Origin of the sequence: Pseudomonas sp. NY15463, assembly GCF_048068415.1 — a bacterium.
Classification (GTDB): Bacteria; Pseudomonadota; Gammaproteobacteria; order Pseudomonadales; family Pseudomonadaceae; genus Aquipseudomonas; species Aquipseudomonas mosselii_C.
In genome coordinates this window covers 32,301-49,648 of the sequence record NZ_JBLUQD010000008.1, presented here as the reverse complement: position 1 = coordinate 49,648, position 17,348 = coordinate 32,301, and the positions used below count along the sequence as shown (strand labels likewise).

Sequence of the window (17,348 nt, the reverse complement as noted above, 5' to 3'; positions counted from 1 at the left end):
GAAGGCGGGCGAGGGGCGGCGTTCAGCTATCCCATTGCGGCGCAAACTCAGGGTTCACCACGCGCCGATCTTTCGGCAAGGCCGCGATTGCCGTACGGTCGGCGTCATCCAGACGCACTTGCAGTGCCGCCAGGTTGGTCAATTGGTTCTTCCGGCTGCTGGCCTTTGGAATCACGGCTACGCCCGGCTGCTCCAGCAACCAGGCTAAGGCGATTTGGGTTGGCGTTACTGCATGTTTCTCGGCAATGGCGCGCACCGCCGCTTGCTCGGCCACTTGGCCCCGGGCCAGAGGCGTGTAGGCGGTGAAGGCCAGGTCATGCTGACGCGCGAAGGCCAGCAGTGGACTTTGATCCAGCAAGGCGTGGTATTCCACCTGGATCGCCGAGAGCGGTACGCCTAACTGCTCCACCACCTGGCGCAGCAGGCCTAGCGGGAAGTTGGCCACGCCGATGCAGCGTGTCTTACCCTCGTCGCGCAACTGCACCAAGGTTTCCAGGCTGCGGGCCAAGTCCCATTGCTGGGCAGGCCAGTGAATGTAAAACAGGTCAACTTGCTCGGTGCCCAAGGCGCGCAAGCTGTCTTCCAGGGACTGGCGCATGGCTTGGGGTTGCAAACGGTCCCACCAGACCTTGGTCGTCAGGTGAATGGCTTCGCGTGGCACCTGGCTGTCGCGCAGCGCCTGGCCGACGGCGGCTTCGTTGGCGTACGCGGTGGCGGTGTCGATGTGCCGGTAGCCCAGCTCCAGTGCCTGATGTACGGCGCGGGTACAGTCGCTGCCGGTCATCGGCCAGGTGCCTAGGCCGAGGGCGGGCATGTCGAGGCCTAGGCGAGTCGTGAGCCTGTGCATGGGAACTCCTTGTACGGATCTAAAACGAAGGGGCATGATCCACGATTACGCCCCGGCTGGCGGCGGGATGCCGCATAAAGTGGTCGATTAGCGCACAAAACCTAGTCGGCCAAGCACACTGCGCTGCGCGCACAATGTTCATCGGCGTCGATCTCTTCTAGAATCCGCGCATGCCCGCACGCCAAGTCCGGGCCATTGCCCGAGGGCCCCATGAGTTCCAGTACGCCGCTGTCCGGAGTCAACCAGCCGCTGCGCGGCATCGTGCTGGTGGTGGTGGCCACCTTCCTGTTCGCCAGCCATGACGGGTTGTCGAAATTCCTTGGCGGCCTTTACCCGATCATCATGGTGGTCTGGGCCCGCTACGTGGTGCATACCCTGCTGATGGCCGGGATCTTCCTGCCCAAGGCGGGCGTGGCGGTGCTACGTACCCGGCGACCGTTGCTGCAGACGCTACGAGCCCTGAGCCTGCTCAGTACCAGCCTGTTGTTCACTGCCGGCCTACAGTACCTGCCGCTGGCCGAGGCCACGGCGGTCAACTTCCTTGCGCCGGTACTGGTCACCGCGCTGTCGGTGCCGCTGCTTAAGGAGCGTGTCAGCGTGGGGCAGTGGGTGGCGGTAGTTCTGGGCTTTGTGGGTGTGTTGGTGGTGGTGCATCCGGGCGGCGCGATGTTCACCCCGGCGATTCTGTTTCCGTTCGGTTCTGCGCTGGGGTTCTGTTTCTACCAACTGCTGACGCGCAAGCTGGCGGCTTACGACAGCCCGACCACCAGTAATTTCTACGCAGGGCTGTGCAACACACTGGTGATGACGGCGCTGGTGCCGTTCTTCTGGCAGGTACCGCACTGGACGCACGTCCTGTTAATGCTCGGGCTCGGCGGCTGTGGGATGACTGCGCACCTGTTGCTGACCCAGGCGTTCCGGCATGCAGCGCCAGCCTTGCTGGCGCCGTTCAGCTATTGCCAGATCGTCTTTGCGGGTCTGCTGGGATGGATGGTGTTTGGGCACACGCCGGATGGGGTGAGCTTGGTGGGGATCGCGATCATCTGCCTGAGTGGGCTGGGCGCTGCGTGGATGCAGCGCAATAAGGCCTAGCTGGGTGCTTGCCGAGGCGCTCGGCAAGAGGTTCGTCGGCACAGGTTCAGCGCAGGTTTCAACACCCTGCGCCTGGCCCGCGCCCAGGGCTCAGTGCGCCCCGGCGCCTTTGCTCAAATCGCTTTCTGCCCATTCGGTGTAGATGCAGGCATCGGCCACCGCCCAACGTACCTTGACCTTATCTCCCGGCTGCATCGGCATTCCCGCTGCGGACAGTGCCTTGACGGTCAGCTCCGTACCGCCTGGGGTCAGCACATGGCAGGTCTGGCTTTCGCCCAGGAACAATACCTCGCCCACGGTCGCGGTGACCTCGTTCCAGCCGGCTGGCAGGCTTTCACGAGCAGCTTGTTCTGCGGTCAGGGCCAAGGCCTTTTCCGGGCGTACCATGATCAGCGCGTCCTGCCCGGCGGCCAGGTTCGGTGTCAGGCGAATCGCCACCGGCTGACCCTCGAAGCTACCGGCGCCGTTCCCGCTGGCTTTGATGCGCAGGAAATTCGAGTTGCCCAGGAACGAGGCCACGAAGGCATTCGGTGGGTTCTGGTAGAGGTCGTAGCCGGTACCCAGGCCGACGATCTTGCCGTGGCTGAAAATGGCGATGCGCTGTGAGAGGCGCATGGCTTCTTCCTGGTCGTGGGTCACGTATACGATGGTGATGCCCAGGCGCCGGTGCAACTGGCGCAACTCGTCCTGTAGGTCTTCACGCAGCTTCTTGTCCAGCGCGCCGAGCGGCTCGTCCATCAGCAAGATGCGCGGCTCGTACACCAGCGCCCGGGCGATTGCCACCCGTTGCTGCTGACCGCCGGACATCTGCGAAGGGCGGCGGTGGGCGAACTTTTCCAGTTGCACCAGCTTGAGCATGGCGTCGACGCGTTTGGCGGTTTCGGCCGCGCCCAACTTGCGGATGGCCAGCGGGAAGCCGATGTTGTCACGCACGTTCAGGTGCGGGAACAGCGAGTAACGCTGGAATACCATGCCGATATCGCGTTTGTGCGGCGGCACGTTCACCAGCGATTGGCCATCGACCAGAATCTCGCCGCTACTGGGGGTTTCGAAGCCGGCCAGCATCGACAGCGTGGTGGATTTGCCCGAGCCGCTGGAGCCGAGGAAGGTGAGGAATTCGCCGTCCTGGATCTCCAGGTCGAGGTTGTCCACGGCGGTGAAGTCGCCGTAGTGCTTGTTCAGGCCGCGCAGGCTGACCAGGGTCTTGGTGTGCGCGTTGTCTTTGATCACAGCACTCATTGTTATTGTCTCCGGGCACTCAGGCGTTGACTTCGGCGCGCCGGCGCAGGGCGGCGGCAATGACCATGACAAGAAGCGACAGGCCGATCAGCAGGGTCGAGGCGACCGCGATCACCGGGCTCAGGTCTTGGCGCAGGGTGGTCCACATTTTGACCGGCAGGGTTTGCAGGTCGGGGCTGGCCATCATCACGCTCAGCACCACTTCGTCCCACGAGACGAGAAAGGCGAACAGGCCGCCGGCGATCATCCCTGGGCGAATCGCCGGGAAGGTCACCTTGAGGATCGCTTGCAGGCGCGAAGCGCCGCAGATCACTGCTGCGTCCTCGATCGACTGGTCGAACAGCTTGAGCGAGTTGATGATCGAAATGATGGTGAAGGGCAGGGCAACGATCACGTGGCTGACCACGAACGCGAACAACGTGCCGGTGTAGCCCAGTTTGAGAAACAGCGCGTACACCGCCACGGCGATGATCACCAGTGGCACGATCATCGGCATGGTGAACAGCCCGTACAGCAGCTCACGCCCCGGGAAGCGCCCGCGCACCAGGGCGAAGGCGGTCGGCAGGCCCAGCAGTACGGCGGCGATGGTGGTCAGTACGGCGACCTTGAAGCTGGCCAGGGCGGCGTCCATCCACTCCGGGTTGGAGAAGAACTGGGCGTACCACTTGAGCGTCCAGCCTGGTGGCGGGAACACCAGCCATTGCGAGGAGCCGAACGATAGCAGCACGATGAACACTACCGGCAGCAGCAGGAACGCCGCGATGACCCCGGTGGTCAGGTAAAGTCCGGTGCGCAGCGGGCGGCCCATGGCATTGGGGGACAGAAGCATGACGGATTACCTCGCGTTGCCAACCGGGGATTCCGGCTGCAGCTTCAGGTACAGGTAGAAGAGCACCAGGGTGATGACCACCAGCAGCGCTGCGGCGGCACTGGCCAGGCCCCAGTTAAGGAACGATTGCACCTGCTGGATGATGAACTCGGGCAGCATCATGTTCTGCGCCCCGCCCAGCAGCGCCGGGGTGACGTAGTAACCGAGCGACATCACGAACACCATCAACGCGCCGGAGAACAGCCCCGAGCGGCACAGCGGCAGGAACACTTTCCAGAAGTTGGTCCAGGGGCTGGCGCCGCAGATCGAGCCGGCTTGCAGCACCATCGGGTCGATGGCGTGCATGGTCGCCTGCAGCGGCAGCACGATGAACGGAATCATGATGTAGCTCATGCCGATCACCACCCCGGTAAGGTTGTGCACCATTTCTATCGGGGCATCGATGATGCCCATCGCCATCAACGCCTTGTTGATCACCCCCGAGCTTTGCAGCAGCACCAGCCACGAGTAAGTGCGTGCGAGCAGGCTGGTCCACATCGACAGCAGCACGATGTTGAGCAGCCAGCGCCCCCAGCCCTTGGGTACCAGGGTGATCGCCCAGGCCAGCGGGAAGCCCAGCAGCACGCTGATCAGGGTGACCAGGCCGGCCACCGAGAAGGTGTTGAACAGCACCCGTGCGTAGGCCGAGTTGGCGAACAGCTGCTCGTAGTTACCCAGGCCCGGTACCGGTTCCAGCACCCCGCGCAGCAACAGGCCGATCAGCGGGGCGAAGAAGAACAGGCCCAGAAAGAGCAGGGCGGGCAGCAGGTTGCGGCTGCCTTTCCAGCGTTGACCAAGGCTCACGCGGCGGCTGGCCGCGCCTGGAGCGCCGGTGCCCGAAGGGGCACCTTGCGCGTTGTGCAGGGCGTTGATGGCAACTTTCATTTGACCAGCCACTCATTCCAGCGGGCGGCGATGGCCGGGCCGTTCTTCGCCCAGTAGGCGAAGTCCAGGGTCACCTGGTCGCTGCCGTAGGCGGTGGGCAGGTTCTTGGCCAGTTGCGGGTCCAGGCGCCCGACGCTGTCGACGTTGACCGGCGCGTAGGCGGTGGCGTTGGCGAAATCGGCCTGGCCCTTGGCGCTGCTGGCATTGGCCAGGAACTTCATGGCCGCGTCCTTGTTCTTGGCGCCTTTGGGGATGACCAGGAAGTCGGCCATGACCAGGTTCTGTTTCCAGCTCACGCCCACTGGCGCACCGTCTTGTTGCAGGGCATACACACGGCCGTTCCAGAACTGCCCGAGCGAGGCTTCACCGGAGGCCAGCAGCTGTTGCGATTGGGCGCCGCCGCCCCACCAGACGATGTCTTTCTTAATGGTGTCGAGTTTCTTGAAGGCGCGGTCCAGGTCCAACGGATAGAGCTTGTCGGGGGCTACGCCGTCGGCCAACAACGCCAGTTCGAGCACGCCGGGGCTCGGCCATTTATACAGGGCGCGTTTGCCGGGATAGGTCTTGGTGTCGAACAGCGCGGTCCAGTCGACCGGCTTGTTGGCACCGAGCTTGCCTTCGTTGTAGCCGAGCACGAAGGAGAAGAAGAACGAACCGACGCCATGGTCGGAGACGAAGCGTGGGTCGATCTTGTCGCGCTTGATCTGGGTGAAGTCGAGGGGTTCGAGCAGGCCTTCGCTGGCGGCACGCAGGGCGAAGTCGGCTTCGACGTCGACCACATCCCACTGCACGTTGCCGCTTTCGACCATGGCCTTGAGTTTGCCGTAGTCGGTGGGGCCGTCCTGAACGACCTTGATGCCGGTGTCCTTGGTGAATGACGCGGCCCAGGAATCTTTCTGGGCATCCTGGGTGGTCCCACCCCAGCTGACGAAATTGAGGCTGTCGGCGGCCTGTGCGGCCTGACATGCCAAGGTCAGCAGGCTGGCGGACAGCACTGCGGTTACACGTTTGCTCAACAGCATGGTTACGCCCTCGTTGCTTTTGTTATTCGAGGCGGGGCCTGTGGTGCGCCCGCCAATAGTGTTCGGGGAGCAGCTATCTAAGTGTTGTCGCGCGGCCGTCTTGTGATTGTAGGTTCGGCCAAAGATTTCAAGGTCTACGGGATATCATATTATGGTATTCCAAACTTTTCGCAAGAGGGATGGGCGACCGGCCATCACTCTCTTGGGGGGGGCGCAAGCGGTAAGCGGCAAGCTGAAAGAAAAAGCGGATCGCGTGGTGGCGCACACTTGCTTCTGTCTTGCAGCTTGCAGCTTGCAGCTTGTAGCTCAAGCCTGCGGTTCGAACGGGATGCTCTGCACCACCTCCAGCTCGTACCCTGCCAGTCCCGCATACTTCAGCGGCGGGCCGAGGTGGCGCAGTTTGCCCACGCCCAGGTCCTGAAGAATCTGCGCCCCGGTGCCCACTTCCGAATACACCTTCGATTGGCCACGCTGGTACGGGCGCACCGGCTGCGTCAGCTGCGGCACGCGCTCGAGCAACGCTTGGGACGACTCGTGGTTGGCCAGGATCACCACCACCCCGGCACCCTCGGCGGCAACCTTCTCCAGGGCTGCCCACAAGGTCCAGTTGGCGGGGCCGGCGTACTCCGCACCGACCAGATCGCGCAGCGGGTCAATCACGTGAACCCGCACCAAAGTGGGGTGGTCGTGGCGAATCTCGCCCATCACCATGGCCATGTGCACGCCACCTTCGATACGGTCCTCGTAGGTAACCAGGCGGAAGGAGCCGTGCACGGTGGGCAGTTCGCGTTCACCGATGCGCTTGATGGTTTGTTCGGTGCTCAGGCGGTAGTGGATCAGGTCGGCGATGGTGCCGATCTTGATGCCATGTTGCGCCGCGAACACTTCGAGGTCCGGGCGACGGGCCATGCTGCCGTCGTCGTTGAGTACCTCGACGATCACAGAGGCGGGCGTGAAGCCGGCCAGGCGCGCCAGGTCGCAGCCCGCCTCGGTGTGACCGGCGCGTGTCAGCACGCCGCCTTCACGGGCACGCAGGGGGAAGATATGGCCCGGTTGCACGAGGTCTTCGGGGCGCGCGTCAGGCGCCATCGCCGCAGCTACGGTACGTGCCCGGTCGGCTGCGGAAATGCCGGTGGTGACGCCGCTGGCGGCCTCGATGGAGACGGTGAAAGCAGTGCTGAACACGCTGCCGTTGCTCGGCACCATCTGCTCCAGCCCCAGACGCTGGCAATGCTCGTCGGTCAGGGTCAGGCAAATCAGGCCGCGCGCCTGGCGGGCCATGAAGTTGATGGCCGCCGCGTCGCAACGCTCGGCAGCGATCAGCAAGTCACCTTCGTTTTCACGGTCTTCGTCATCCACCAGCAGGACCATCTTGCCTTGCCGGTAGTCCTCTAAGAGTTCTTCGATGCTGTTGAATGCCATGCTGCACGCTCGCGGTGGTGGAGTGGTTTTTATGGTATACCATCATACACAAATATCCCTGAAGCAGGAGTACGACGCATGAAGGCCTATTGGATCGCCCACGTGGATGTTAGCGACCCCGAGCAGTACCAGCAGTACACCCAGCGCGCCCCTGCGGCGTTCGTTGCCTTCGGTGGGCGCTTTCTGGCCCGTGGCGGGCGTAGCGAAGCGATGGAAGGACGGGCCACGCCTCAGCGTAGCGTAGTGATTGAGTTCGACTCCTACGAGCAGGCCCTGGCGTGCTATCGCTCAGACCTGTATCAGGAGGCTTGCAAGCACCGGCAGGGGGTGGCCAAGGCCGAGGTGATCATCGTCGAGGGCATCCAGCCCTGAACGAGGGGGAGGGCCGCTTTGCGGCCCCCTTTCAACCGGCTATTGCGGCTGCCGCCGTGTGCGCAGCAGCGACAGCACCACGCCACCGAGCAGCAATCCGAAGGTCACCCCCAGCGACACCTCTGCCGGTACCTTGCCGACCATCCCATGCCAGAAGATCTTGCAGCCGATGAAGATCAGCACCAGCGCCAGGGCGTACTTGAGGTAGACGAAGCGGTGCATCAACGCCGCCAAGGCGAAGTACAACGAGCGTAGGCCAAGGATGGCGAAGATGTTCGAGGTGTAGACGATGAACGGGTCCTGGGTGATGGCGAAAATCGCTGGCACGCTGTCGACCGCGAACACCAGGTCGGCCAGCTCGATCAACACCAGCGCGAGGAACAGTGGCGTGGCGTAGCGCACGCTGCGGCTGGCCCCAGGCGGTGTCAGACGCACGAAAAAGCGTGGGCCATGCAGTTGGTCGGTAACACGCATGTGCCGGCGCACGAAGCGCAGCACCGAGTTGTTGGCAAGGTCGGGATGGGCGTCGGCCTTCGACAGCGCCATCTTGATCCCGGTGAACAGCAGGAACGCCCCGAACAGGTACAGCACCCAGGCAAAATGCTGCACCAGCGCAGCGCCCACGCCGATCATGATCGCCCGCAACAGCACCACCCCGAGAATGCCCCAGAACAGCACCCGATGTTGGTAGCGGCGGGGGATGGCGAAAAAGCTGAAGATCATTGCCATGACGAACACGTTGTCCATCGACAGCGACTGCTCGACCAGAAAACCGGTATAGAACTCCAGAGCCGCCTGCGACCCTAGCTCATGCCAGACCCATACGCCGAACAGCACTCCGACACTGAAGTATCCGGCGTACAGCAGCAGGCTTTCGCGCATTTCGATTTCGCGGTCGTGGCGGTGCAGTACGCCCAGATCGAGCACCAGCAGGCCCACGACGATGATGATGAACACCAGCCACAACCACGCGCTGGTACCCAGGAACGGGGTAAACAGAAAAGTGTGCAGAGCTGTCATGAGCCCCTCCTTGATTGTCGACGTTGCATCGCAACAGTGATTCCGACATGGCGGCGTTAACCGTCAGAGGGGCCCGGTATCACATAGATTCGAGCCTAGTCGTCCAGCGCGCGGCAGGGCGGTGCAGGGTGTTACATATCGTTTCCTGTCAGTACACCCAGACCTCCACCCGCTGGTTGCGCAGGCGCCCTTGCGCCCGCTCGTTGTCAGCCACCGGCCGCTCATCGCCCATGCCAATCACATCCCTCACCAATACCCCGGCGCGTGCCAGCTCGCGGCGCACCGCCATGGCCCGCAGGCGTGAGAGCAGGGCAGCGCGGCCTGGCGTTTCCTTGGGGTCGCCAAAGCCCACCAGAACAGCCTTATCGTTCAGCTTGCCGGCTCGCACGAGGTAGTCGCTGACCCGTTGCACATCACGCAGGGCCTTGTTGTCGAGATTGGCACTGCCTTGCTGGAAGCGGAAGTTCACGGTCAAGCGCTTGGCTTGGCCCGCCAGGGCCCGGTAGCGTGCGGGCATATCCGGCTGGGCAGGCATGGGCAATGCGCGCACCTGTTGAGAGACGAACCCTTGTTCAGCGACGATAGCCTGGCCCGCCGGACTCTGGGCGAAATCAGCCAGCGCTCGGGCCAGGGTGCGGGGATGCTCGGGCAGGTAGAAGAACAATCGGCGCGACAGCGGGTAGTCTTCGCTGGCGACCAGTGCAGGGCTGGGTGGCAGCGCAGTGGCATCGCCTTCGCCGACGGCCAGCACCTTGGCCTGGTGTACCGAGGCCAGGCCGCTGAAACCGATGGCTTGGCGGTCGCCTTCGACCTCTTCGGCCAGGTCATCGGCGGACTCGAAACGTCGCGCCTGGCTCGACAGCTGTCGCTGTTGTGGGTCGAGCACCAGGGCCTTGAATGTCTCGAAGGTCCCCGAGCGATCGTCGCGGGCGTACACGTGAATAGCCCCGCCTGGCACGCCCAACTGTTCCCAACGCTGCACCTGGCCTGCGAACACCTGCGCCAATTGCGCGATGCTCAGTTGGGTCAGAGGGTTGTCGGGATGCACGATCACCGCTACACCGTCCAGGCCGATTACCTGCTCGGTATTTGCGCCGCGCAGGTTGCCCAGTGCTTGCAGTTGCCGCACTTCCTGATCGTTGACTGGCCGCGAGGCGGCGGCCATGTCCGCCTCGCCAGCGGCCAGGGCGGCGAAGCCGGTGCTTGAACCATGCGCGGCAATCTCGATGCGCAGCGGCTGGTTATTGCGGCTGCGGGCGCGGATCAGCGTTTCGTTGGGCTGGGCGCCAGGCAGGGTCTCGATTGCGCTGGCCCCTTGCGCGTGCAGCATGCCACGTACCAGTGCCGGGCCCAGCGCGGCACCGATGGTGTTGGAGCCCTGGATGCGCACTTGCGCAGTCTCAGCGAGGGCCAGCATGGGGAACACGAAGAGCGTCGCGATAAGCAGGCGGTGCATGCCGAAGACCTGTGGCGCAGAGTTGCGCCGCAGATTACGACAGTAGCGTGACCGTCGGATGACAGGGCGCCTGCGTCGTTCAGCCTTCGCTCAACGCCCCTCGGGCAGGATGATCCGTGCTGGCGCCTCGGCTGCCCGGCGGCGGGCGACGCAGTAGTACAGCACGCTCGGCACCACCAGACCGATCAGCCACGACACATCGACGCCTCCCAGATGCGCCACCAGGGGCCCGGTGTATAGCTTGGTGTCGATAAATGGCATCTGTACCAGTACGCCGAGGGTATACACACCGATACCCGGCCAGTTCCAGCGCCCATAGCGGCCATCCGGGTCGGCCAGTGCCGGGATGTCATAGCGCTCCTTGGTGATGAAGTAGTAATCCACCAGGTTCACCGCACTCCACGGCACGAAGAAGGTCAGCAGGAACAGAATGAATGATTTGAAGGCACTGAGAAACGCATGTTGGCCGAGCAGCGCGACCAAGGTGGCCGCCCCGACGATCCCCAGCACGAACACCAGGCGCTGCGTCCGGCTGATCTGCACATGGCCACGGAACCCGCTGATGATGGTGGCGATGCACATGAAGCTGCCGTAGCTATTGAGCGTGGAGATGGTCACTTTGCCGAAGGCGATGCACAAGTACAGCAGTGCCGCCGTGGTGCCGGCACCGCCCAGCCCGACGATGTAGGCCACTTCGCGCCCCGAGAACTGGCCGCCGGCGATGGCGGCGGCGAATACCCCGAGGATCATCGAGGCCTGGGCTCCGAGCACTGAGCCCAGCCCAGCGGCGAGGAAGGTCTTGAGCGGCGACGTGTTGCTTGGCAGGTAGCGCGAGTAGTCTGCCACGTACGGGCCGAAGGCGATCTGCCAGGACGCTGCCAGTGACACCGCCAGCAGGAAGCTGGCCCAACTGAAGTGGCGGTTGTCGAGCAGTTGGCCGATGTCTGCCAGCATCAGGATGCGGCTGAACAGGTAAACGAAGGCAATGATGCCCAGCACGCTGGCCAACCGGCCGATCCAGTGGATCACCCGATAGCCGGCCAGGGTCGCCAGCACGATCACCGCAGCGAAGATCAGGATACCGGTGCTGTCGCTGACACTGAGCAACTGGCCGATGGCCTGGCCTGAGAGCACCGTGCCGGTGGCGGTGAAGCCCAGGTACATCAGGCACACCAGCAGCATGGGGATGGCTGCACCGTACACGCCGAACTGCACGCGGCTGGAAATCATCTGGGGTAACCCCAGGCGCGGACCTTGGGCGGCGTGCAGGGCCATCACCGCACCGCCGATCAACTGGCCCAGCAGCAAGCCGATCAGCGACCAGAACACATCGCCGCCCAGCACCACGGCGAGGGCCCCGGTGACGATTGCGGTTATTTGCAAGTTGGCCCCCAGCCAAAGCGTGAACTGGCTGTAGACGCGCCCGTGGCGCTCGGATTCGGGGATGTAGTCGATCGAGCGCCGCTCGATCACAGGTGTGCTGGACATCGGCAAAGGGCTCCGCTTCGTTGTTTTTGTCAGGGCGGCGGTGATCGGCAGGGCGATGACCTAGTGCTGATATGAGCATGTATATACAAGTAAGGTCAAGCCGATGTTTGCGCGATTGGCGTGCAGGGGCGGGCGGGGCATCACAGCCTACTGTTATGCAAGGGTGCTGCGTAACTGTGCTGGTCCATGGTTCAGGAATAACCTTATGCTGTTTCCAAATATGTCTAGAACAAGCCTGAAGAAGGAATGCGTGCCATGCCACTCAAGGATCTGCTGATTGCCCTGGTGGTGATCATCGCCTGGGGCGTCAATTTCGTGGTGATCAAGGTCGGCCTCGATGGCTTGCCGCCGATGTTGCTGGGCGCCTTGCGCTTTGCTCTGGTGGCGTTCCCCGCTGTGCTGCTGGTCAAGCGCCCGAACTTGCCATGGCGCTGGCTTATCGCCTATGGCGCGACCATTTCGCTGGGCCAATTCGCGTTCTTGTTCCAGGCCATGTACAGCGGTATGCCACCGGGGCTGGCGTCGCTGGTGTTGCAATCGCAGGCGTTCTTCACCATGGGCTTCGCCGCGTTGTTTCTGGGTGAGCGCCTGCGCATGGCCGGTGTGCTGGGGCTCCTGGTGGCCGCCAGCGGCCTTGCGGTAATAGGCAGCGAAAACAGCAGCCACGTGCCACTGATCGCCTTGTTGCTGACATTGTGCGGGGGCGCGATGTGGGGCATGGGCAACATCATCACTCGGCGCTTCGGCAAGGTCGACCTGGTGGCGTTGGTGATCTGGGGTGGACTGATCCCGCCGCTGCCGTTCCTGGCGCTGTCGTGGTACTTGGAGGGGCCCGAGCGCATTGCTCATGCGCTGCTCAACATCAGTTGGAGTTCGGTGTTAGCGCTGATCTACCTGGCGTTCGTCGCCACCATGCTGGGGTACAGCCTGTGGAGTACGCTGTTGTCGCGTCACCCGGCCGGCAAGGTGGCGCCGTTCTCGCTGTTGGTCCCGGTGATTGGCCTGAGTTCCTCGGCGCTGCTGCTGGGCGAGCGTTTGAGTGCTGTCCAGGGCTGGGGCGCGTTGCTGGTGATGCTGGGGTTACTGATCAACGTGTTCGGACCGCGTTTGGGGCAGCGTCTGCGGGCGGCTACTGTTGTACATTGATGCAGAGGTGGGCGAGCTCGCCCGCCTGAGGCTCTGTTAGACTCGCTCCCTTCGCCAGCCCAAGGGAGCGCCCGCCGTGATCATCTCTACCACCAGCCAGCTCGAAGGCCGCCCGGTTGCCGAATACCTCGGCGTGGTCAGCGCCGAATCGGTGCAGGGTATCAACTTCGTGCGCGATTTCTTTGCACGCTTTCGCGACGTCTTCGGTGGCCGTTCACAGACCCTGGAAAGCGCGCTGAAGCTTGCCCGCGAGCAGGCCACCGAAGAGTTGCAGACTCGGGCACGGCTGTTGCAGGCCGATGCTGTGCTGGGTGTCGACTTCGAGATCAGCATGCCCTCGGTGCAGGGTGGCATGGTCGTGGTGTTCGCCGCCGGCACGGCGGTGCGCCTCAGGTAAGGCTAAGTGCCACTGGTCGGGCAAGGGGAAAATGTCCGATAGGTCTGCAAATGACCGGCTAGTCTAACTTCATCAGGGCCGCCGCTTAATTGGGCAAGCGCACTGCTTGCCGGCACGGTCACCAGTGGAGGGAGACAAGGGCATGAGCGAATCCTATTTCGAAGACATGAACGATTCATTTCCGATCAACAGCCAAGTGCGCTGCGGCCAGGCCGCGTTCCGCCTGGGCTTTGCCCACATGACCCTGGATGAATCGGAGCAGTTGCAACCTGCCCATTTGCAGCGCAGCAAGAAGGGCCGCTTCACCCCGCGTGTGCCCTCGAAAAAATGACCCACCTGCTGTTCACTTGAGATTGCTGGGGCTGCTGTGCGGCCCATTGCGACACAAGGCCGCTCCTGCACGGACGCTGTAGGGGCGGTTTTGTGCCGAGAGAGGGGCTGGATTACCGCCGAATGGTGGGGTTTTTCCTGCATTCGTTGATCCGGCGCATGGCTAGGACAGGTCGCTCTGGCCAACGTTACGGGTCTGTGGTTTTCTTGCGCGGCATTCGATCAGAGGGAGTATCGACGCCAATGCGAATCAGGGAAGAAACCTACTGGCAGTGGGCTGATGCACAGTTGCACAGCCGTAGCCACGACGAAGTGCTCAGCGATGGCACTAGCCTGGATGTGCAGGTGCGGTTGTCGCGCCTGGGGGCGACACAGTTGTTCCTCGGGATCTACGCGCGCAATGGCGGCGCGCTGTTGGAGGAGTACTACCCGGCGCGTCCTGGCGAAACCATGACCCGTGCGCTGGTGTGGGGCGTGGATCGGGTTCGGGCGTTGGCGACGGGCGCCTTGCCGATGCCCGGGCAAGTGCCTTGCCGGCGGCGGGCCTGAGAGTGAGCCTGAGGCGCTTGCCGCCGTCATGAAAAAGCCCGGCCTTGTGGGCCGGGCTAAGCGAGGATGAATGACGCGCCTTGTCAGTTCAGCGTGTCGATCACCTTGACGGCCTGATGCTCGCGGGCGTCGGGCCATTGTTGTTGCAGGGTCTGCAGGACGCGGCCGACGAAACCGGTGTCGGCGGCGGCCTTCTTGCCGACGTAGCCTTGGCCACGGCGGTAGACCTTGAAGCGGGCACGCATGCTCGGCATGTGCGATTCGAATTCAGCTTCGGCTGTGTTCGGCGGTAGGCGGTCCAGGCGGACTTCGCCGGTTTGGCTGACCCACAGCAGATGATCGTCCAGGCTGTCCTTGCGCGCGGCGAACAGCTGGGCCAATTGGTCAATAGTCGGATTGTTGTTCAAGTTCATCATAAAGCCCCCATTACTCTCATTCGTTGGTGAACAACGTTGTGAAGTTCACATTCGGCACTACACATGTAGCGCGCTAACCAAGGCTGCTACAGCAGCTTCGCAACAGGGGCTTTCTCACGCTGCCTTCTGGGCAGTTTCCCTCTCCACGAACGGCCTGCGTTACCGCGCAGGCCGTCTGGAACACCCTTGCCACCGCTCCCGATCAGGGAGACGGCCTCATCATGCACAAGGGCCAGGAGAGGCGTCAACAGTTTTGTAGTGAATATTTTTTATCACTACATCTTGTCCGACAATCCAGCATCTGCCCTCAAACCAAGCCGTTGTCGCCATGTTCGAGGAAGCCTGGACGCTGACGCAGACGCGTGTGGTACGCCTCCAGTGCCGGCAGTTCCGGGCGCTGGGCAAGGGTGCGCCGCCAACGGTTCAGTGACAGCCCGATGACCACGTCGGCCAGGCTGAAATCGTTGCCAGCAACGTACGCGCCAGTAGCCTCCAGGCGCTGTTCCAGTAGCTGCATCCGGGCATTCCAGGTCGCGCAGCCGGCGGCCAGCAGTGCTGGATCCTGATGGGCGGGTGATTGGCGTACCAGCGACATGAACGGGTAGCGCCAGGCGTCGTTGAGGTCGGTGGCCTGCCAGTCCAGCCACTGATCCACCGCCGCGCGGGCACGCGGGGCGCTGGGGTACAGGTGTGCGCCGCCGTGCTGGTTGGCCAGGTAGCGGATGATGGTGTTGGATTCCCACAGCACGAAATCGCCGTCGACCACCACCGGCACCATGGCATTGGGGTTCAGGGCCAGAAATTGCGGTGCGTCCGTGGGCTGGAAACCGCTGCCCCAGTCCTCGCGCTGGTAGGGCAGTTGCAGTTCGGCGCAGGTCCATAACACCTTGCGTACGTTGATCGACGCGGCCTTGCCAAGGATTCTCAACATGTTCATTGCTCCAGACTCGAAAGAATGCGGTAAGCGGCACGCACGCGCGCATCATTGGGGTAGTTACGATTGGCCAGTAGCACGATGCCCATCTGCTTCGACGGCACGAACGCCAGGTAGGCGCCGAAGCCGTTGGTGGCGCCGGTCTTGTTGTACCAAGCGCTGGCTAGCGCGGGCAGTGCCGGGGTGAGCGCGCGGGTGGCCTGGGGCTCGCGGATCATCTGCGCGCTGTTGCCTGCGAGCAGGGTGTCTAGGCTGACGGGGTAGGGGTAGCGTTCCCAGCCCAGGCCTTGGGTCATGCTACCCACCTGGAAGTAGCCACCTTGGGTGAGGGCGATGGCCCGGCGCAGGGGTGCGTCCAATTCGTCTGGATGCAGTTGCAACTGCACGTAGCGCAGCAGGTCGCTGGCGCTGCTCTTGATGCCGTACGCCTGGTCGGCGTAGGGACCTGGGCCGACCCGTACCGGCTTGTCTTGCGCATCGTAGCCCTGGGCATACAGCCCTTGCTGCGCAAGTGGCACCTCTAGCCAGGTGTGTTGCAGGCCTAGTCGGGGAAGCACAGTGGCGCTCATCAGCTCGGCGAATGGCGTGTGCTGGGCGCGGGCGGCCAGGTCGCCGAACAGGCCCAGGCTCGGGTTCGAGTAGCAGCGCTGGGTGCCGTGCTCGCTGCGCCGTTGCCAGTGTTGAAAAAACGCCAAGGTTTGCGCGGGCGTCTGCACCGCCTCCGGGAATTGCAGCGGCAGGCAATCGCCGCTGTACGCCGCCAGATCCAGTAGTGTGGCGCTGCCGATCGGTGTGCCGGCCAGGGCTGGCTGGTAGTGGCTGGCGCTGGCGGCGAGGTCGAGCTTGCCTTCGGTACTGGCCAGGGCTGCGAGGGTGGCGGTGAACGTCTTGCTCACCGAGCCTACTTCGAACAGCGTGTCACGTGTGACCGCTTGCTTATCGCGTTTGCTGGACACGCCGTAGTTGAAATAGTGGGCCTGGCCATTGGCGTAAACCGCCACGGCCAGGCCGGTGATACCGTGCTCGCGCATCAGTGGCTCGACCGTGCCATCGACCATGCTTTGCAGGTCGGCGGCCAGCACCGGTGGAGCGCTCAGCGCCAAGGCGCTGGCGATTAGCAGGGGGGTAAAACGAGGCATGCAGCGTTCCTTGGACGGGCCGTTAGCCGATGACCCTATCGTTTGCCCGGCGTGCCTGACAAGACCGCGCCACCAACAACAGAGATTGTGGGGCCGGGCTTTGCGGATGCTGCGGTTCGCGTAACGCTTCAAGGTTGAAACCAGCCAGCGCCAAGGCATCGAGCCAACTGCCCAAGGTGCGCAAGTACCATGGCATGGGCTGCCAGTGTCCGCTGAAGCCTGCAAACGACTCTTCACGCCAGCCGTCCTGATAGAGGCCAGCTGCAGCCGCCCACGGATGCAGGGTCTGGATCACCAGCGCGCCGTCGGCTGTCAGTCGCCCGCGCAGGGCGCTGAGCAGCGGCACGATATCCTGCTGTAGCAGGGCAAAGTTGGCGCAGATCAGGTCGTAGTCATCACCGATATCGACACGGTTTTCTGCCAGTTGCTGGTAGCTGGCCAGGTGCACCGGTGCCGATCCTGCTGCCTGTGCAGCGGCCACCAGTTGCGCATCGCCATCGACGCCAACGGCCGTCACGCCGCGTTCGGTCAATGCCCGCAGCAGCCAGCCTTCGCCACAGCCCAGGTCGAGCACCCGTTGTGGGCCCAGGCCAAGCAAGGCTAGCAAAATGGCCTGGTCGGTCACCTGCTGGCGTGAAGCGATACTGCCTGAGCGCACGGCGTCGATCCAGGCGTGGGCATTGTGCTGCCAGCTCTGCAGCAGGTCGATGTCGGTGGGCATGGGCG

At 63.4% G+C, this 17,348-nt stretch carries 19 protein-coding genes; 6 read left to right on the top strand and 13 right to left on the bottom strand.

Translation table 11 applies throughout. The features are described from left to right. Positions 1-22: 22 nt before the first annotated feature. On the bottom strand, positions 23-847 hold the full coding sequence (locus ACNFIC_RS20110) for an aldo/keto reductase (RefSeq protein ID WP_416781723.1): 825 nt from the start codon (positions 845-847) through the stop codon (positions 23-25). A 210-nt stretch (positions 848-1,057) separates the two neighbouring features. Between ACNFIC_RS20110 and ACNFIC_RS20105 the strand changes: the two genes are divergently transcribed. Beyond that, positions 1,058-1,939 (top strand): DMT family transporter, encoded by an 882-nt coding sequence (locus ACNFIC_RS20105; RefSeq protein WP_416781722.1) that lies wholly within the window; start codon positions 1,058-1,060, stop codon positions 1,937-1,939. Between the two features lie 90 nt (positions 1,940-2,029). Here ACNFIC_RS20105 and ACNFIC_RS20100 read toward each other — a convergent pair whose 3' ends face one another. From ACNFIC_RS20100 to ribBA, 5 genes are all read right to left on the bottom strand, one after another. Further along, complete coding sequence (locus ACNFIC_RS20100) at positions 2,030-3,178, bottom strand: ABC transporter ATP-binding protein (protein ID WP_138218018.1); 1,149 nt, start codon at positions 3,176-3,178, stop codon at positions 2,030-2,032. A 19-nt stretch (positions 3,179-3,197) separates the two neighbouring features. Further along, a complete protein-coding gene (locus tag ACNFIC_RS20095; RefSeq protein WP_138218017.1) occupies positions 3,198-4,007 on the bottom strand; it encodes an ABC transporter permease in 810 nt (269 codons plus the stop codon). Positions 4,008-4,013: 6 nt separating this feature from the next. Then, complete coding sequence (locus ACNFIC_RS20090) at positions 4,014-4,931, bottom strand: ABC transporter permease (protein WP_416781721.1); 918 nt, start codon at positions 4,929-4,931, stop codon at positions 4,014-4,016. After that, positions 4,928-5,953, bottom strand: coding sequence for an ABC transporter substrate-binding protein (locus ACNFIC_RS20085; RefSeq protein ID WP_138218015.1), 1,026 nt, complete (start codon positions 5,951-5,953; stop codon positions 4,928-4,930). Before ACNFIC_RS20085 ends, ACNFIC_RS20090 begins: the two co-directional genes overlap by 4 nt. 306 nt (positions 5,954-6,259) lie before the next feature. Further along, positions 6,260-7,375, bottom strand: coding sequence for a bifunctional 3,4-dihydroxy-2-butanone-4-phosphate synthase/GTP cyclohydrolase II (gene ribBA, locus ACNFIC_RS20080; RefSeq protein WP_416781719.1), 1,116 nt, complete (start codon positions 7,373-7,375; stop codon positions 6,260-6,262). Between the two features lie 78 nt (positions 7,376-7,453). Here ribBA and ACNFIC_RS20075 point away from each other — a divergent pair, with 78 nt between their 5' ends. Beyond that, the gene (locus ACNFIC_RS20075; protein ID WP_416781718.1) at positions 7,454-7,747 is read left to right on the top strand and encodes a DUF1330 domain-containing protein; all 294 of its coding nucleotides are present in this window, start codon (positions 7,454-7,456) and stop codon (positions 7,745-7,747) included. Positions 7,748-7,786: 39 nt separating this feature from the next. Here the strand turns inward: ACNFIC_RS20075 and ACNFIC_RS20070 are convergent, their stop codons facing one another. From ACNFIC_RS20070 to ACNFIC_RS20060, 3 genes are all read right to left on the bottom strand, one after another. Continuing rightward, complete coding sequence (locus tag ACNFIC_RS20070) at positions 7,787-8,767, bottom strand: TerC family protein (RefSeq protein WP_138218012.1); 981 nt, start codon at positions 8,765-8,767, stop codon at positions 7,787-7,789. A gap of 148 nt (positions 8,768-8,915) precedes the next feature. Further along, complete coding sequence (locus ACNFIC_RS20065) at positions 8,916-10,223, bottom strand: substrate-binding domain-containing protein (protein ID WP_416781716.1); 1,308 nt, start codon at positions 10,221-10,223, stop codon at positions 8,916-8,918. Between the two features lie 90 nt (positions 10,224-10,313). Further along, positions 10,314-11,711 carry a purine-cytosine permease family protein gene (locus ACNFIC_RS20060; RefSeq protein WP_416781714.1) on the bottom strand — a complete coding sequence of 466 codons (1,398 nt, stop codon included), beginning with the start codon at positions 11,709-11,711 and terminating at the stop codon, positions 10,314-10,316. Positions 11,712-11,966: 255 nt separating this feature from the next. On the opposite strand from ACNFIC_RS20060, the gene ACNFIC_RS20055 reads away from it, so the two are divergent. The 4 genes from ACNFIC_RS20055 to ACNFIC_RS20040 all read left to right on the top strand — a co-directional run bounded on the left by ACNFIC_RS20055 (position 11,967) and on the right by ACNFIC_RS20040 (position 14,133). Continuing rightward, complete coding sequence (locus tag ACNFIC_RS20055; protein ID WP_416781713.1) at positions 11,967-12,857, top strand: EamA family transporter; 891 nt, start codon at positions 11,967-11,969, stop codon at positions 12,855-12,857. 76 nt (positions 12,858-12,933) lie between these two features. Then, entirely contained in the window at positions 12,934-13,254 is a 321-nt protein-coding gene (locus tag ACNFIC_RS20050; RefSeq protein ID WP_416781711.1) for a YbjQ family protein, read from the top strand. A gap of 142 nt (positions 13,255-13,396) precedes the next feature. Further along, a complete protein-coding gene (locus ACNFIC_RS20045; protein ID WP_138218007.1) occupies positions 13,397-13,585 on the top strand; it encodes a hypothetical protein in 189 nt (62 codons plus the stop codon). Positions 13,586-13,827: 242 nt separating this feature from the next. After that, complete coding sequence (locus ACNFIC_RS20040) at positions 13,828-14,133, top strand: hypothetical protein (protein ID WP_138218006.1); 306 nt, start codon at positions 13,828-13,830, stop codon at positions 14,131-14,133. A gap of 83 nt (positions 14,134-14,216) precedes the next feature. Here the strand turns inward: ACNFIC_RS20040 and ACNFIC_RS20035 are convergent, their stop codons facing one another. The 4 genes from ACNFIC_RS20035 to ACNFIC_RS20020 form a co-directional block, all read right to left on the bottom strand. After that, the gene (locus ACNFIC_RS20035) at positions 14,217-14,549 is read right to left on the bottom strand and encodes a hypothetical protein (RefSeq protein ID WP_138218005.1); all 333 of its coding nucleotides are present in this window, start codon (positions 14,547-14,549) and stop codon (positions 14,217-14,219) included. A 307-nt stretch (positions 14,550-14,856) separates the two neighbouring features. After that, complete coding sequence (locus ACNFIC_RS20030) at positions 14,857-15,480, bottom strand: glutathione S-transferase family protein (RefSeq protein ID WP_416781710.1); 624 nt, start codon at positions 15,478-15,480, stop codon at positions 14,857-14,859. A 2-nt stretch (positions 15,481-15,482) separates the two neighbouring features. After that, a complete protein-coding gene (gene ampC / locus ACNFIC_RS20025; RefSeq protein WP_416781709.1) occupies positions 15,483-16,622 on the bottom strand; it encodes a class C beta-lactamase in 1,140 nt (379 codons plus the stop codon). A 22-nt stretch (positions 16,623-16,644) separates the two neighbouring features. Next, the gene (locus ACNFIC_RS20020) at positions 16,645-17,343 is read right to left on the bottom strand and encodes a class I SAM-dependent methyltransferase (RefSeq protein ID WP_138218002.1); all 699 of its coding nucleotides are present in this window, start codon (positions 17,341-17,343) and stop codon (positions 16,645-16,647) included. Positions 17,344-17,348: the final 5 nt, after the last annotated feature.

Excerpts from the sequence above, each read along its gene's own strand:
- ACNFIC_RS20110 (WP_416781723.1), bottom strand. The coding sequence starts at position 847 with ATGCACAGGCTCACGACTCGCCTAGGCCTCGACATGCCCGCCCTCGGC.
- ACNFIC_RS20105 (WP_416781722.1), top strand. The coding sequence starts at position 1,058 with ATGAGTTCCAGTACGCCGCTGTCCGGAGTCAACCAGCCGCTGCGCGGC.
- ACNFIC_RS20100 (WP_138218018.1), bottom strand. The coding sequence starts at position 3,178 with ATGAGTGCTGTGATCAAAGACAACGCGCACACCAAGACCCTGGTCAGC.
- ACNFIC_RS20095 (WP_138218017.1), bottom strand. The coding sequence starts at position 4,007 with ATGCTTCTGTCCCCCAATGCCATGGGCCGCCCGCTGCGCACCGGACTT.
- ACNFIC_RS20090 (WP_416781721.1), bottom strand. The coding sequence starts at position 4,931 with ATGAAAGTTGCCATCAACGCCCTGCACAACGCGCAAGGTGCCCCTTCG.
- ACNFIC_RS20085 (WP_138218015.1), bottom strand. The coding sequence starts at position 5,953 with ATGCTGTTGAGCAAACGTGTAACCGCAGTGCTGTCCGCCAGCCTGCTG.
- ribBA (WP_416781719.1), bottom strand. The coding sequence starts at position 7,375 with ATGGCATTCAACAGCATCGAAGAACTCTTAGAGGACTACCGGCAAGGC.
- ACNFIC_RS20075 (WP_416781718.1), top strand. The coding sequence starts at position 7,454 with ATGAAGGCCTATTGGATCGCCCACGTGGATGTTAGCGACCCCGAGCAG.
- ACNFIC_RS20070 (WP_138218012.1), bottom strand. The coding sequence starts at position 8,767 with ATGACAGCTCTGCACACTTTTCTGTTTACCCCGTTCCTGGGTACCAGC.
- ACNFIC_RS20065 (WP_416781716.1), bottom strand. The coding sequence starts at position 10,223 with ATGCACCGCCTGCTTATCGCGACGCTCTTCGTGTTCCCCATGCTGGCC.
- ACNFIC_RS20060 (WP_416781714.1), bottom strand. The coding sequence starts at position 11,711 with ATGTCCAGCACACCTGTGATCGAGCGGCGCTCGATCGACTACATCCCC.
- ACNFIC_RS20055 (WP_416781713.1), top strand. The coding sequence starts at position 11,967 with ATGCCACTCAAGGATCTGCTGATTGCCCTGGTGGTGATCATCGCCTGG.
- ACNFIC_RS20045 (WP_138218007.1), top strand. The coding sequence starts at position 13,397 with ATGAGCGAATCCTATTTCGAAGACATGAACGATTCATTTCCGATCAAC.
- ACNFIC_RS20040 (WP_138218006.1), top strand. The coding sequence starts at position 13,828 with ATGCGAATCAGGGAAGAAACCTACTGGCAGTGGGCTGATGCACAGTTG.
- ACNFIC_RS20035 (WP_138218005.1), bottom strand. The coding sequence starts at position 14,549 with ATGATGAACTTGAACAACAATCCGACTATTGACCAATTGGCCCAGCTG.
- ACNFIC_RS20030 (WP_416781710.1), bottom strand. The coding sequence starts at position 15,480 with ATGTTGAGAATCCTTGGCAAGGCCGCGTCGATCAACGTACGCAAGGTG.
- ampC (WP_416781709.1), bottom strand. The coding sequence starts at position 16,622 with ATGCCTCGTTTTACCCCCCTGCTAATCGCCAGCGCCTTGGCGCTGAGC.
- ACNFIC_RS20020 (WP_138218002.1), bottom strand. The coding sequence starts at position 17,343 with ATGCCCACCGACATCGACCTGCTGCAGAGCTGGCAGCACAATGCCCAC.